The 13,125-nt window shown below is 65.3% G+C and carries 15 protein-coding genes and 1 pseudogene; 8 read left to right on the top strand and 8 right to left on the bottom strand.

Translation table 11 applies throughout. The features are described from left to right. Window positions 1–28: 28 nt before the first annotated feature. From A6E15_RS09300 to A6E15_RS09280, 5 genes are all read right to left on the bottom strand, one after another. A complete protein-coding gene (locus A6E15_RS09300) occupies window positions 29–1,120 on the bottom strand; it encodes an Mrp/NBP35 family ATP-binding protein (RefSeq protein WP_076145718.1) in 1,092 nt (363 codons plus the stop codon). A gap of 131 nt (window positions 1,121–1,251) precedes the next feature. Further along, a complete protein-coding gene (locus A6E15_RS09295; RefSeq protein ID WP_076145716.1) occupies window positions 1,252–1,554 on the bottom strand; it encodes a hypothetical protein in 303 nt (100 codons plus the stop codon). Continuing rightward, entirely contained in the window at window positions 1,551–2,903 is a 1,353-nt protein-coding gene (gene nrfD, locus A6E15_RS09290; protein WP_076145714.1) for an NrfD/PsrC family molybdoenzyme membrane anchor subunit, read from the bottom strand. Before nrfD ends, A6E15_RS09295 begins: the two co-directional genes overlap by 4 nt. Next, entirely contained in the window at window positions 2,900–4,561 is a 1,662-nt protein-coding gene (locus tag A6E15_RS09285) for a 4Fe-4S ferredoxin N-terminal domain-containing protein (RefSeq protein WP_076145713.1), read from the bottom strand. The genes nrfD and A6E15_RS09285 overlap by 4 nt, the downstream gene beginning before the upstream one ends. 247 nt (window positions 4,562–4,808) lie before the next feature. Continuing rightward, complete coding sequence (locus A6E15_RS09280) at window positions 4,809–5,483, bottom strand: helix-turn-helix domain-containing protein (protein ID WP_076145711.1); 675 nt, start codon at window positions 5,481–5,483, stop codon at window positions 4,809–4,811. 134 nt (window positions 5,484–5,617) lie between these two features. Between A6E15_RS09280 and A6E15_RS09275 the strand changes: the two genes are divergently transcribed. From A6E15_RS09275 to A6E15_RS09250, 5 genes and pseudogenes are all read left to right on the top strand, one after another. After that, window positions 5,618–5,845, top strand: coding sequence for a DUF2249 domain-containing protein (locus A6E15_RS09275; RefSeq protein ID WP_076148279.1), 228 nt, complete (start codon window positions 5,618–5,620; stop codon window positions 5,843–5,845). Window positions 5,846–5,926: 81 nt separating this feature from the next. Next, window positions 5,927–6,157: pseudogene (locus A6E15_RS09270) on the top strand (DUF2249 domain-containing protein); the annotation flags it as partial. Continuing rightward, a complete protein-coding gene (locus A6E15_RS09265; RefSeq protein WP_076145710.1) occupies window positions 6,099–6,362 on the top strand; it encodes a DUF2249 domain-containing protein in 264 nt (87 codons plus the stop codon). The pseudogene A6E15_RS09270 and the gene A6E15_RS09265, both read left to right, overlap by 59 nt. An 87-nt stretch (window positions 6,363–6,449) precedes the next feature. Then, window positions 6,450–7,139, top strand: coding sequence for a COX15/CtaA family protein (locus tag A6E15_RS21885; protein WP_394329270.1), 690 nt, complete (start codon window positions 6,450–6,452; stop codon window positions 7,137–7,139). A 110-nt stretch (window positions 7,140–7,249) separates the two neighbouring features. Then, window positions 7,250–7,942 carry a DUF47 domain-containing protein gene (locus tag A6E15_RS09250; RefSeq protein WP_076145708.1) on the top strand — a complete coding sequence of 231 codons (693 nt, stop codon included), beginning with the start codon at window positions 7,250–7,252 and terminating at the stop codon, window positions 7,940–7,942. Between the two features lie 526 nt (window positions 7,943–8,468). On the opposite strand, the gene A6E15_RS09240 is transcribed toward A6E15_RS09250, so the two are convergent. The 3 genes from A6E15_RS09240 to A6E15_RS09235 all read right to left on the bottom strand — a co-directional run bounded on the left by A6E15_RS09240 (window position 8,469) and on the right by A6E15_RS09235 (window position 10,740). Beyond that, a complete protein-coding gene (locus tag A6E15_RS09240; RefSeq protein ID WP_076145705.1) occupies window positions 8,469–9,377 on the bottom strand; it encodes an alpha/beta fold hydrolase in 909 nt (302 codons plus the stop codon). A gap of 133 nt (window positions 9,378–9,510) precedes the next feature. Beyond that, complete coding sequence (locus A6E15_RS21685) at window positions 9,511–9,636, bottom strand: hypothetical protein (protein ID WP_277612910.1); 126 nt, start codon at window positions 9,634–9,636, stop codon at window positions 9,511–9,513. 126 nt (window positions 9,637–9,762) lie between these two features. Beyond that, window positions 9,763–10,740 (bottom strand): transcription initiation factor IIB, encoded by a 978-nt coding sequence (locus A6E15_RS09235; RefSeq protein ID WP_076145703.1) that lies wholly within the window; start codon window positions 10,738–10,740, stop codon window positions 9,763–9,765. 173 nt (window positions 10,741–10,913) lie between these two features. Between A6E15_RS09235 and gatC the strand changes: the two genes are divergently transcribed. The 3 genes from gatC (at window position 10,914) to A6E15_RS09220 (ending at window position 13,085) form a co-directional block, all read left to right on the top strand. Further along, complete coding sequence (gene gatC, locus A6E15_RS09230; protein WP_076145701.1) at window positions 10,914–11,192, top strand: Asp-tRNA(Asn)/Glu-tRNA(Gln) amidotransferase subunit GatC; 279 nt, start codon at window positions 10,914–10,916, stop codon at window positions 11,190–11,192. A 2-nt stretch (window positions 11,193–11,194) separates the two neighbouring features. Continuing rightward, the gene (gene gatA / locus A6E15_RS09225; protein WP_076145699.1) at window positions 11,195–12,520 is read left to right on the top strand and encodes an Asp-tRNA(Asn)/Glu-tRNA(Gln) amidotransferase subunit GatA; all 1,326 of its coding nucleotides are present in this window, start codon (window positions 11,195–11,197) and stop codon (window positions 12,518–12,520) included. 151 nt (window positions 12,521–12,671) lie between these two features. Further along, a complete protein-coding gene (locus A6E15_RS09220; protein WP_076145697.1) occupies window positions 12,672–13,085 on the top strand; it encodes a hypothetical protein in 414 nt (137 codons plus the stop codon). Window positions 13,086–13,125 lie beyond the last annotated feature (40 nt).

Here is a 13,125-nt window from a genome sequence, read left to right as displayed (position 1 = left end):
CCGGGCGACGACCGCGACCGGTGAGGGTTCAGTCTTCCGTCTCGGTCGGCAGTTTGTTCGTCGGTTCGTGGGTGACGTTCTCCGAGACTTTGCGGCGGTTCTGCTCGCCGATCCGGTCGGCGATCTCGCCGACGACGTCCTCGAGGGAGTCCTGGACCTCGCTGTCGTCGTCCTTGACGAGGGCCCCTTCGCTGCCGTCGGCCCCGAAGTCGGGGTGGATCGGGATCCGACCCAGCAGCGGCACGTCGTACCTGTCGACGATGGTGTCGGCCCCGCCGGTCCCGAACAGTCCGTGCTGGTCGCCACAGGACGGACAGACGAACGAACTCATGTTCTCGACGACGCCCAGCACCGGCGTGTCGTGTTTGTTGAACATCTGGATCCCCTTGCGGGTGTCGTCCAGGGCCATCTCCTGGGGCGTCGTGACGACGACCGATCCGGTCACCGGCATCGACTGCAGCAGGTTCAGCGTCGCGTCACCGGTCCCCGGCGGCAGGTCGACGATGAGGTAGTCCAGCCGACCCCACTCGACGCCCTCGAGGAACTTCATCATGAACTTGTTGACCATCGGCCCCCGGAGGATCGCCGGGTCGTCCTCGTCTTCCATCATCATCCCCATGCTGATGACGCGAACGCCGTCCGATCGCGGCGGGACGATCTCCTCGTTGGGCGTGACGCCGGGGTCGCTCTCGACCGGCAGAATCTGGGGGACGTTCGGCCCGTGGATGTCGGCGTCGAGCAGTCCGACCATCGCGCCGCGTTTCTGGAGGCCGGCCGCGAGGTTGGCCGCGACCGTCGTCTTGCCGACGCCGCCTTTCCCCGAGGAGACGGCGATGACGTTGCGAACCCGCGGGAGAACCTCCTGATCGAAGCCGTGTTCCTCGTCGACGTGTGCCCGCAGGTCGGGCTCGAGGCCGGCGTCTTCGATGACCTCACGGACCCGGTTGCCAAGCTCCAGTTCGGACGGCGCGTACGGCGCGTTAAAGGCCAGCGAGATCCGAGCGGTCTCGTCTTCGATCCGGACGTCGTTGACCAGCCCCAGCGAGACGATGTCCTCGCCGATGTCGGGATCTTCGACTCCCTCGAGTTTGATTTCGAGTTCGTGTTCAGTGATGCTCATTGTGGCTGTGTGCTGCGAATAAAGGGGATCGAACGGGATACGTGTGATGGTTCGGCCATCGGAGCCGTCGCTCGAGGGCGAAGATTCGCGCACAAAAAACGAAACCGGGTGTTCGAACGCGGTTCGACTCGTTACGGCGGGCCGACACTGCTGAACGGCTCGGGCAAGCCGCCGTAGAAGACGAACCCGATCAGCAGGGTCAGGATGAACATCCCGACCCACATCGACGTCGTCAGACCGACGAGATAGCCGACGCCCATCAGTCCGGACTTCGTATCGCGGGGCTCGCCGAGGAACCAGGCCGCGATCATGACGTAGATCGGCACCAGGATCACGGCGAAGATGATCCAGGTCCCTTCGTTGGCGAAGCCGGTGAAGCCGGCCGTGCCGTCGTAGCCGTGGTACAGGAGGTCGAGCGGGAGCGCCGAGCTCATGCTTCCACCTCCGGTTCGGTCGCGTCGTCATCGTGTGCGTGATCGCCACGCAGGTGTTCGATCGCGTGCAGTTCGACCACCGGGACTAGCTTCGAGAGGTTGAGGAATATAAGTACCACCATGCCGATCGTCCCGGCCAGCGAGAGCCACTCGATCGCGCTCGGGAAGTATTCCCCGGGCGTCGCGGCGTAGATGTCGAAGACGGGGTGCAGGAAGCCCTCGACGACGAACAGCAGTTTCTCGATGAAGGTCGCGGTCAGCACGACGAGGCCGGCGGCGACGGCTCGTCCCTTCGAGAACAGAGCGGGTCGGATGCCCTGGACGAAGATGTAGACGAGCGTCGCGAAGACGAGCCCCATCGAGAGCTGATACAGCGGGTGGGCGATCTTTGCCTCGGTCGAAATCGCACTGGAAGTCGGGCCGAGGAAGACGCCGTTGATGACCTGCTGCAGCTGGAACCACAGGAACAGCAGGCAGAAGAACCCGAGCCATAGCAGGAGGCCGCGGAAGATGTCGTCGGTGAAGATGTGATCCCAGTCGTAGGCGCGACGGAACGCGTACGCGATGAGGATCACGCCACTGATCGCCGAGGTGAGGGCGATCGAGAGGAACTGCGGCCCCTGGATCGCACCGCTCCAGGCCGGCATCGCCGGCAGCAGGGCGAACAGCCACGGAATGACGCCGCCGTGAAGCAGGAGCGGTGCCATGATGATGACCGCGGCCGCGAGCCACCAGACCATCCGCTCGATGATCTCGTCTTCTTTCTTGGAGTAGCCCAGAGTCAGGAGCTTGTAGACCGGTTCGAAATGAGACGGGAGGTCGTCGCGCAGTCGACTCACGTCGTAGCGAAGCGTCAGACCGAGGTAGGTCGCGGTCATCACGAAGTAGGCCGTGATGACGGTCACGTCCCACACCAGCGGCGAGTTGTTGACCGTGATGTGGTAGTGGCCGATAACGCTGGTGACCATCCGGTCCGGGCGACCCATGTGGACCAGAATGTAGAAGCCGGCCGCGGAGAGTCCGGCGATGGTCAGCATCTCGGCGAGGCGGGCGACCGGCATGTACCGGTCCATCCCCAGCAGGCGGACGGCCGCCGAGAGAATGATACCGCCGTGAGCGATCCCGACCCACCAGATGAACGCGCCGATGTACAGGCCCCAGGTCGAACCGCCGCCGGTCCCCCAGTCGCCGAGGCCGGTGACGATCAGGCCCTGTTGGAGCTGGTAGGCCCACGCGACGAGGAAGGCGACCAGAGCGAGCGCGGAGATGCCGTACAGAGCGATGTACTTGTTCGTGAACGTATTGATCGGTCGCAGGATGTCCTCCTCTGACGGCTCTTTCGTACTCATAGTCTCACCCCTGCGTCACCGACCGTCTCGTTGTCGAGGTATTCCTGGCGCTTGTCGAGCAAGTCGACGTCCTCGTACTTGGTCGGCCCTTCGACCTGATGGGCCTCCGGTCCGGGCTGAGTTCCGAGATACGTGATGTTCGGGTTCGTCCCGATATCTTCGAGCAACTGGAACGAACTCGGGTCGCCGGCGTACTGCTCGAGTCGGATCTGGGCGGCGCTCTCGAGATCGTCTACCTGGTCCAGATCCAGCGTCTCGCGGGCGCTCTCGCTCTCGAGGTCGACGTACTCCTCGAGCGCGGTGACGAACTCGAGGACCGCCTGTTGCTGCTCGAGGATGCTGTTGTTCTCCTCGTCGCCGGGCTCGGTTTCGGCATCCCGGCTTTGAATCTCGATCGCCTTCGCGACCGAAACCATGGTCTCGTCGAGCTCCGCGTTTTCGGTGCTGTCGATCGCCTCGATGGCGTCCTCGAGGCTGTCGCCGTCGCTGACGTTTTCGTCGACGACGTCCGCCGACGGAACGTCGGCGTTGATGTCGATCACCGCGCGGCTCTTGGTCGGGTACTCGCGGTGCTGGGAGGGGTCGCTGCGCTCGTCCTTGACGTTCCCGAACTGGATCGCGTCCGGCGGACAGGCCGTTTCGCACGCGGTCGTTCCGATCTTGTCATCGCCCTGTTTGCCGTCCTGCATGGACGGACACATCGTACACTTGCTCATCACACCACGGGGCGCGCGGCTGTCGACCCAGCGCTCGCCGTGTTCGTACTCGGCGTGGGTGATCTCGTCGGGGTCCTCGGGATCCTCGAGGCCGTCGATATCCTCGTATGCGACGTCGGGGTCGTCCCACTGGAAGTAGTTGACGCCGTAGGGACAGGCGACCTGACAGTACCGACAACCGATACAGACGTCGTAGTCGGTCAGGACGAGCCCGTCCTTGTCGCGGGTGTGGCGAGCCGTGGTCGGACAGACCTTCTCGCAGGGGGCGTCCGTGCAGTGCTGGCACGGCCGCACGAGCATGTTGTAGTCGCTGAGTCGGTTGAACTGGCTACTGGTATCGGTGTTCTCGCCGTCGCTGGCACCGGAGTGGTTCTCGTCCTCCCAGGCCATGACGTACATCCAGTTGACCCCCTTATCGACGTCGTTCTCCTGAGAACAGGCGGTCATACAGGAGAGACAGCCGTCACAACGATCGAGGTCGATCGTCATCCCCCACTGGGTGTCGCTCTCCTCGGTGGTCTCCTGTCGGGGTCCCTCTTCCGCCGCGAGGCTCTGTCCGGGACCGTCCGCAGCGGTCCCGAACGCGCCCATCCCGACGGCCGCAGCGCCGACACCCATCTTCTTCATCGTCTCGCGACGGGTCTCCTCGCCGTCGCCATCGAACCGACTGAGCATGTTGGAGACGGTGCCTTTCGCCTCCTCTTGGGCCGCCTCGTAGGCTTCCTTGGTCGGGCGTTCGTCCTCGCCGAACTCCTCCATGACCTCCTCGTGATAGCGGTCGTGGAATTCGGCCTCGGAGAGTTCGCCCTTCGTGACCCGCATCGCGTCCTGGGCCATCTCCATACCGAGTTCGCTGTCGTACTCGGTATCGTCGAGCATCGTCTCGAGTTCGTCTTCCCACTCCTCGCCGAGCGGGTGGAATGATTCGTCGTCCGTACTCATTAGATCAGAACACCTCTGGATATGACACTGGTGTCATGCCGGGGCTACTCGACGGCATGCACTTCAAATCGTTCATTTGTGGATCCTCACTCCGGCACTCACAACCCTACTCGGATGAAGCATCAAGCCAATTTCCAACGCCTGAGAATCAATACGACCATGTTCGTAGGTATATATAGGGTGTGCTATATTAGCAACTCCATCGAGCCGCGGAGGCCCGGACCGCGCGCGGACAGAGACCGATGACTTAGCTGGTCGCGAGTTGCTCCTCGAGTTCCTCCTCGTCGTCGAGTCCCGAGAAATCCTCGACGAACCGCTTGACGATCGCCCCCTCGGCCCGGTGGAGCGTCTCGCTGCAGGTCGACTTGGCGATGTCCAGGTGACCGGCCAGATCGGTCAGCGAACAGCACCGCGGGGTGTCGTAGTAGCCCTCGTCGACCGCGGCGATGACGACCTCGAGTTGGCGCTCGGAGAGCAGTTGGCTCTCGTGGAGCCGTTCGCGGACGTGTTCGATCCGGTACTGGAGCCCGAAGTGTTCGAGTTGTTCGGCGAGTCCTGCGAGTCGCTCTCGGGAGCCGGTCACCTCGATCTTCGCCTCGCCGTCCTGAATCTCGACCGGCAACTCGATGGGCATCCCCGACTCTCGAGAGGAGAACAGCAACAGCGGCGCCGTCGTCTCGAAGTGGACCGTCGCCTCGTCGTCGCTCCACTGGGCCAGCGTGAGTTCGGTAAGCTGGGGGTGATCGTTCATGTCCTCGATCACCTCCGGCACCGACGAGCCGGCGATCCGGACGAGAGCGAACCCGGACTCGGAGCCGGGGACGGCGGCCAGCACCCGGAAGGTCGACTCGGGGTAGTCTGTCGATATCTGGTGGATCCAGACCTCCTCGGGCATCGTGAGACTGAGTGTTGCTTGGGCCATACGAACGTGTTCCGTTCGAATCTATATCGCGGTGGCTACGAATATGTTCGCCCACTTCCTACCGCGTGGGAAGGTCGTCGGGCCGAACACGTTCGGACGAACGACCACCGATCCACGGGCGGAACGTGAGCTCGATCGCGACCGAATCAGCCGAACAAACGCTCGACGTCCGCGAAATCGATGGACAGCCGTTCGACGACATCATGGCCGCCCTCGAGGAACTGGAGGCTGAACAACGGCTCCGGCTGATCGCCCCGCTCGAGTCGGAGCCGCTCTACGAGGTCCTCGACGATCGCGGGTTCACCCACGAGAGCGAAAAACGGGAGCGCAGCGTCTGGCACGTCAACATCGAACACGCGTAGATCTCGTGGCTCCGTCCTCGAAAGCTGGGCGAACGCATTCGTGCACACGTCGATACGGGACTCGACCCGAGTACGGATCGCATGACGCGACTCGACGTCAGGGACGTCCCGCCGGCGAACCGCCATCCGACCATCCACGACGAGTTCGCGGCCCTCGAGCCGGGCGAAACGCTGACGATCGTCAACGGTCACGAACCCAAGCCGTTGTTCTACGAGTTCGACGCCGAAGTCGAGAGCTTCGACGCCGACGGCTATGAGGTCGAACGGGTCGCACCCGACGAGTTCGTCGCGACGTTCCCGAAAGTGGCGGCCCGATCGGGCCGCCCGGTCGGCCGGGCCGCCGGAGCCGCTCCAGCGGACGCTCGAGACGCTCGTCGACCTGCCCGACGAGACGGTTCTCGTCCAGCGAAACGACCGCGTTCCCCAGTTCCTCTTCCCGAAGCTGGACGGCCGCGGCTACAGCTACGAGGCGGTCGAACGCGACGACGACGTCGTGACCGTCATCTGGCGTGTCTAACGCCGTCGGGCGACGGGCGGATCGAGTAACTGACCGATCGAGAGGCCACGGAAACGGGGACGGGAACGGCCGGGAGTTTACCTACGGATGACAGCTGAACACAGTCGACGACGGTTCGCGGACCTGCTGACAGCAACGGTGATCGCGGCGTACGTCCTCGTCGCGCTCGGGACCGCCGTCTCGACGACCGATAGCGCGGTCGCCTGCAGCGCGTGGCCGACCTGTTCGACCGATCCGATCGTCGGCTCGGCCACCGGCACCACCTACCTCTACTGGGGCCATCGCGTGGCGGCGCTCGTGGCCGGCTGCCTCGTTCTCGCGTCCGGGCTCGCCGCTCGCCGGGTTGCGGTCGGCCGTCGCGTGACCGGTCTCGGCTGTGCGCTCGTTCTCTTCCCCGTCCAGGTCCTCCTCGGCGCGACCATCGCCGTCGGCGGCCCGTCGGTCGCGGGCGTAACTCGGCCGACGAGATCCAATCGGCGATCGACGCCGTCGGGGGTGGGTGACGTGACGAGCGGCGAACGCCACGGTACCGTGGCGTTCGCCCTCGGTGCCGGCATCGCTATACTTTTTTCACCGTGTGCGCACGCGCTCTTGCCCGGGTACGTCGGCTACTACGTCGTCGCGACCGGCGACGAGACCGCGCCGCCGCTGTCGGGGACGCTCGCCCGCGGGTTCGCCGCCGCCGGCGCGGTGGGAATCCTCCGCGCGCTCCGCGACGGGGACGGCGAAACGCTGCGACGGTACCGGCGGTCCGTGGCGTCGGTGTCCGAGGCGTAGGTCGTCGATCGGACGGTGCAGTCGAACGCCGCGACGAGTGCGCCGTCCCTATGGAGTCGTATATAGAGAAAATATCAACCTACTTTTAATCACCACGATACCTCGAAGCGATGGCTGGAAAGACGCTGGACAGCGAACTTATTACTGAGACGAACCTATATATTGACGGAGTTACAGAATGCGTCACTCTCGTCGGGACACTGCTCGACGACTATCTGGCCGAACGGGACTATCGGGAGACCGTCGACGAGATCCGCACCCGCGAAAGCGAGTGCGATCGGACCAATCGACGGATTAGCGCGCTCATCACGAACGCGACTGCCAGGGACATCGGGCTCCGGAACACGCGTATCCACTTGAACTCCACGCAGATCATCAGGCTGTACCAGCGGGTCGACGACATCGCAAACGCCGCCGAAAAGATCGCGGAGGAGTTGCTGACGATCGCCCCGTCGCCGCCCGAGACCCATTTCCGGCGGTACGAGGAGATGGTCGAGTGTGCGGCGTCGGCGATGGAGGCCCTCAGTCAGGCCATGGCGACGTTTGCCCGCCTGCTCTGTTCACCCACCGAATCCGGGTCCATCGTGGCGGAGATAGAGACGGTCCGTACCGCCGAGAGCGCCTGCGATGAACTCCGAAACGATCTCATCGCCGACGCGTTTTCGGACGAGAGCCGTTCGGACCCGTGGATGCTCCACCGGTTCGCCCACCTGTTCGACGAGTTGGTAGACACGATCGAGGACGTCACCGACCAGTTGGTACTCGTCTCGAGTAGCGAGGAATGGATAGCGACGGAACAGTAGCGGTAGTGACGGGGCCTACGACACACTGTCGGCAGAAGGGGAATCCCACGCTCAAGCCCACGGTTTTAGCCGTGGGTAGATGACTCGCGGTCCGACCGCCAACGGTAGCCGCCCGTCACCGCCAGCCGCCACGGGAGAATAAAACCGAGTCCGAAGGCGGCGTTGATCAGCAGGAACTCAGGCGATGCGCCGCCGAGGAACGGCGACGACGAGCGCGTCGACGACGGCCAACGACAGGACGAACGGTTCGGCGACGATTCGGCCGACCGACTGCGGGATTCGATCATGCTATAGTAGCTCTTGAAACTATTTACACACCGATCACAACGCTGTCCTGCGATCGGATGTGCATTGACTTTCAAGAGCTACTATAGTCCTCGAGCGCCGCGCGGACCGACGGGACGGGCCGGGATCGCCGGTGATCCGGCACGGAGCGACTCGGTCGGACCGACGCGCCCGTCGGATGCGGTTCCTCTCCCGAACGTGTTCCGTCCGTCCGGTCGGCGCCCGGTACCGACGGGGCCGGTCAATCAGCCAGCTGTCCGAGGATTTCGTCGGTGAGTCGCGCCGGCGCTTCGTGGGGAACCCAGTGGCTCGTCTCCGGGAGCAATTCGAGCCGACCGTCGGCACACAGCATCGCGCTGTCGACCGCCAGCGAGGGGACGAGCGCGACGTCGTCCTCGCCCCAGACGACGAGCGTCGGCGGCTCGATCGAGTCGGTCGGCATCCGGGGCGGATACCGAGCGGCCGCTCGATACCAGTTCAGCATCGACGTCAGCGCTCCCTCTCGGTCCCAGGCGCGGCGGTAGCGAGCCAGTTCGTCGTCGCGGAACGCGTCCGGTGTGGCCGTCCCGCGAAGGGCTCGCTCGAGGGCGCGGTAGTCGTCGTACCGGGCGACGCGTTCGGGAAGCCACGGCAACTGAAACGAGAGGGCGTACCAGCTCCGGCGCAACTGCGCCGGGTTCGACAGGAGCTGGCGGCGGTAGGCGGTCGGATGCGGGGCGTTCGCGATAGTCAGTCGGTCGACGACCTCGGGGTGGCGGGCCGCGACCGACCATGCGACCATGCCGCCCCAGTCGTGGCCGACGACGGCCGCCCGTTCGCGGTCCTCGGTCCCGATCAGTTCGACCACGTCCCGCGTCAGTTCGGCGAGCCGGTAGGAGCCGACGCCGGCGGGTTTCTCGCTTCGGTTGTAGCCGCGCTGATCCGGGACGACGACCCGATAGCCGGCCTCGACGAGCGGCCCGATCACCCGCCGCCAGCCGTACCAGAACTCGGGGAACCCGTGGAGCAAGACCACCAGCGGCGCCGACTCCTCGCCGGCGGCGACGACGTGCAGGTCGACCCCGTTGACCGGTCGGCGACTCGAGCGCAGTTCGACCGACGGAACGGCCGCCTCGAGCGCCGCGTTCGAAGCGCTCCCGTGTGGTTTCATGTCTTCGCTTCCACCGAGAGCGGATATATCGGTTCGGGTCGATCGCGCTCGAGTCCTCCGTTCGGACCGGTATCGACGCAGACGGCTTTGTGCGCGTGACGCCGACCGTCGGTTCGCCCGGCAGTAGAGCGCGTCAGGTCCAGACGTGGAGACAGTCGGTCGAGCAGAAGTGGAGTTCGACCGACTCCCGTCCGTCCGGTTCGACGTAGGTCGTCAGCGTGTACGCGACCGTGTCGGAATCGCAGTTGTCACAGTGCATACCGCCACGGTCGCGACGACCGCCTTTGAGTATCAACCCATTAAAATATCATTCTCGTGACTGTTCGGCGAGTAAGATAGTGTTGGAACGCGACAATCACGGATTGACCGCCGGCTGCGACGCCGCTCAGGCCGGCGTACCGCCGTCGGCCTCGAGCAGTTCCTTGTAGCGGTTCCGGATAGTGACCTCGGAGATGCTGGCGACGTCGCTGACGTCGTTCTGGGTGACCTTCTCGTTGGTCAGGAGTGCGGCGGCGTAGACGGCGGCCGCGGCGAGGCCGACCGGGGACTTGCCGCTGTGGACGCCGCGTTCCTTGGCCGTCGACAGGAGGTCGCGGGCGCGGTGTTCGGTCTCGTCGGAGAGATCGAGGTCGCTGGCGAACCGGGGGACGTAGCTCTCGGGATCGGCCGGCTGGACCTCGAGGCCGAGTTCTCGGACGACGTACCGGTAGGTGCGGGCGATCTCGGCTTTGGCGACGCGGGAGACGGCGGCGATTTCGTCGAGACTGCGGGGCGTGCCGGCCTGTCGGGCGGCGGCGTACAACGACGCGGTCGCGACGCCCTCGATCGAGCGGCCCGGCAGCAGATCCTCCTCGAGGGCGCGCCGGTAGATCACGCTCGACGTTTCGCGGACGGTGTCGGGCAGACCGAGCGCGGAGGCCATCCGATCGATCTCGCCCAGCGCCTGCTTGAGGTTGCGCTCCTTGGAGTTGCGGGTTCGAAAGCGCTCGTTCCAGGTTCGTAGGCGCTGCATCTTCTCGCGCTGGCGGTTCGAGAGCGAGCGGCCGTAGGCGTCTTTGTCCTGCCAGCCGATGTTGGTCGAGAGCCCCTGGTCGTGCATCATGTTGGTCGTCGGCGCGCCGACGCGGGACTTCTCGTCCTTTTCGGCGGCGTCGAAGGCCCGCCACTCGGGGCCGCGGTCGATCTCGTCTTCCTCGACGACGAGGCCACAGTCCGTACAGACCGTCTCGGCGCGTTCGTCGTCCGAGACGAGACGGCCGCCACACTCGGGACACTCGGTACGCTCGTCGGCGATCTCGGTCGATGCCTCGGGCTCGGTCTGGCAGGGCTCGTCGCTTCGGGTACGGATGGGCGTATCTGTCATTGTCAGCGGACGGGTACCGGTGGCTGGAAAACGTTCTCGCACCCCATATAACGGAATCCTGTCACTTAAATGCTTGGATCGCCGCCGAGTCCGCGGCGGGCGGCGGTCGGCGGACGGTTCGACGGCCCCGCGGTATCGAAACCCTTACTCTCCGGAGGCCGGTCTGACCACGTATGAGCGACGACGCCGTCAGTCCCGAGGAGGTCCGCCACGTCGCGGAGCTGGCCCGCGTCGACCTCGACGACGAGGAGGTCGACCGGTTCACCGGGCAGTTCGCGGACATCCTCGAGTACTTCGAGACCCTAGACGAGGTGCCGGCAGTCGATCGGGACGCCGAACTCGCGAACGTGATGCGGCCCGACGAGGAACGCACTTCGCTCGACAGCGAGGACGCGCTCCGGAACGCGCCGGAAACCGAGGACGGCTACTTCAAGGGGCCGAACGTCTCGTAACCATGTCCGACGACATTTTCATCACCGCGGAGCGAATCGAGGGAGCCGACGACGGCCCGCTCGCCGGTCGGACGGTCGCGGTCAAGGACAACATCTCGACGGCGGGCGTCCGGACGACCTGCGGCTCGAAGATGCTCGAGGACTACGTACCGCCCTACGACGCGACGGTCGTCGAGCGGCTGAAAGAGGCCGGCGCGACCATCGTCGGCAAGGCCAACATGGACGAGTTCGGTATGGGGACGACCACCGAGACCTCGCACTTCGGCGCGACGGACAACCCCGCCGCGCCCGGCCACGTCCCCGGCGGCTCCTCGGGGGGTTCCGCGGCCGCCGTCGCTGCCGGCGAGGCCGACCTCGCGCTCGGCTCCGACACCGGCGGCTCGGTCCGCTGTCCCGCGGCCTTCTGCGGCGTCGTCGGGATCAAGCCCACCTACGGACTGGTCTCGCGGTACGGACTGGTCGCCTACGGCAACAGTCTCGAGCAGATTGGTCCCTTCGGCGAGACCGTCGCGGACGCCGCCGAACTGCTCGACGTGATCGCAGGCAGCGACGACCGGGACGCGACGACACGCCAGGCGCCACGCGCCTCGGACGGTCGAACGGGCGACGCCCGTGAGACGCGCGAAACGCCGCTCGAGGCCGAGGAAAACTACGCCGACGCCGCGACCGGTGACGTCGACGGGCTCTCGATCGGCGTTCCGACGGAACTGCTCGAGGGAGCCGACGAGGGCGTCGTCGAGACGTTCTGGGACGCCATCGCCGACTTGGAGGACCGCGGTGCGGAGTACCACCAGGTCTCGCTTCCTTCGGTCGAACACGCGGTCGAGGCCTACTACGTGATCGCGATGTCGGAGGCCTCCTCGAACCTCGCGCGGTTCGACGGCGTCCGCTACGGTCAGTCGGGCGGTTACGACGGCAACTGGAACGAAACCTTCGCGAAAGCGCGCGAGGAGGGCTTCGGCGACGAGGTCAAACGGCGAATCCTGCTGGGTACCTACGCGCTTTCCGCGGGGTATCACGACAAGTACTACAAGAAGGCTCAGGACGCCCGCGCGTGGGTCAAACAGGACTTCGACGAGGCCCTCGCGGAGGCGGACGTCCTCGCCAGCCCGACGATGCCGGTGCCGCCGTTCGAACTCGGCGAGAGCCTCGACGATCCGCTGCAGTTGTATCTCGCCGACGCGAACACCGTGCCGGTGAACCTCGCGGACCTGCCCGCGATCTCGGTGCCGGCCGGCGAGACCGACGGGCTCCCCGTCGGCCTCCAGCTGATCGGCCCCGCTTTCGGCGAACGGCGGCTGATCCGGGCCGCGAGCGCGCTCGCCTGATACGGACTGCTGTCCCGACGTCCCGGCGCAACCGCTGCCCGGGCCGCGGTTGCGCCGGCAATGACTGACAGGAATCCGTATGAACGACGGATAGATTTTTGTGTACGTGTGTCAATCCTAGGCGTACCGAACGGTTCACTCGAGGAGACTCATGAAAATCGCACAGGATCAGCAGGTCGAATTCGACGAGTTCTCGCGGGCGTGTGACCTCGTCGAGAGTTATTTCGGGGAGACGATCGACAACGTCGCGTTGCACGCACCGGTTTCCCGCCGGCAGCTCATCGCCGTCCTCGCGCGCGCACAGCTGTCCGGCCGGCAGTTCGCCATCGACGGGTTGACCGAACAGGGCGAGGTCGTCTACCAGTCCAACGACGAAACGCTGCTGTGGCTCGACGGCGGGTTCTGGACCGACATGCGGGGCCAGCACCACTTAGAACCCGACGAGGGACGAGCGGCCCGCGAGGTTCACCGGCGGCTCATCGAGGCGTTGGACGGCGACGTCCCCTACTACAACCGCGAACGCGACCCCTTCGTTCTCATCGAGCGGTTCGACCCCCACGACTGATCGGGGGTTCCCTGCCGACCGTTCCCCGCCGTGTCGTCAG

This window comes from Natrinema saccharevitans (genome assembly GCF_001953745.1).
GTDB lineage: Archaea > Halobacteriota > Halobacteria > Halobacteriales > Natrialbaceae > Natrinema > Natrinema saccharevitans.
The sequence above is the reverse complement of the archived record's forward strand: the minus strand, read 5'-3'. Positions and strand labels throughout refer to the sequence as shown.

Excerpts from the sequence above, each read along its gene's own strand:
- A6E15_RS09300 (WP_076145718.1), bottom strand. The coding sequence starts at position 1,120 with ATGAGCATCACTGAACACGAACTCGAAATCAAACTCGAGGGAGTCGAA.
- A6E15_RS09295 (WP_076145716.1), bottom strand. The coding sequence starts at position 1,554 with ATGAGCTCGGCGCTCCCGCTCGACCTCCTGTACCACGGCTACGACGGC.
- nrfD (WP_076145714.1), bottom strand. The coding sequence starts at position 2,903 with ATGAGTACGAAAGAGCCGTCAGAGGAGGACATCCTGCGACCGATCAAT.
- A6E15_RS09285 (WP_076145713.1), bottom strand. The coding sequence starts at position 4,561 with ATGAGTACGGACGACGAATCATTCCACCCGCTCGGCGAGGAGTGGGAA.
- A6E15_RS09280 (WP_076145711.1), bottom strand. The coding sequence starts at position 5,483 with ATGGCCCAAGCAACACTCAGTCTCACGATGCCCGAGGAGGTCTGGATC.
- A6E15_RS09265 (WP_076145710.1), top strand. The coding sequence starts at position 6,099 with ATGAGGTCGAACGGGTCGCACCCGACGAGTTCGTCGCGACGTTCCCGA.
- A6E15_RS21885 (WP_394329270.1), top strand. The coding sequence starts at position 6,450 with ATGACAGCTGAACACAGTCGACGACGGTTCGCGGACCTGCTGACAGCA.
- A6E15_RS09250 (WP_076145708.1), top strand. The coding sequence starts at position 7,250 with ATGGCTGGAAAGACGCTGGACAGCGAACTTATTACTGAGACGAACCTA.
- A6E15_RS09240 (WP_076145705.1), bottom strand. The coding sequence starts at position 9,377 with ATGAAACCACACGGGAGCGCTTCGAACGCGGCGCTCGAGGCGGCCGTT.
- A6E15_RS21685 (WP_277612910.1), bottom strand. The coding sequence starts at position 9,636 with ATGCACTGTGACAACTGCGATTCCGACACGGTCGCGTACACGCTGACG.
- A6E15_RS09235 (WP_076145703.1), bottom strand. The coding sequence starts at position 10,740 with ATGACAGATACGCCCATCCGTACCCGAAGCGACGAGCCCTGCCAGACC.
- gatC (WP_076145701.1), top strand. The coding sequence starts at position 10,914 with ATGAGCGACGACGCCGTCAGTCCCGAGGAGGTCCGCCACGTCGCGGAG.
- gatA (WP_076145699.1), top strand. The coding sequence starts at position 11,195 with ATGTCCGACGACATTTTCATCACCGCGGAGCGAATCGAGGGAGCCGAC.
- A6E15_RS09220 (WP_076145697.1), top strand. The coding sequence starts at position 12,672 with ATGAAAATCGCACAGGATCAGCAGGTCGAATTCGACGAGTTCTCGCGG.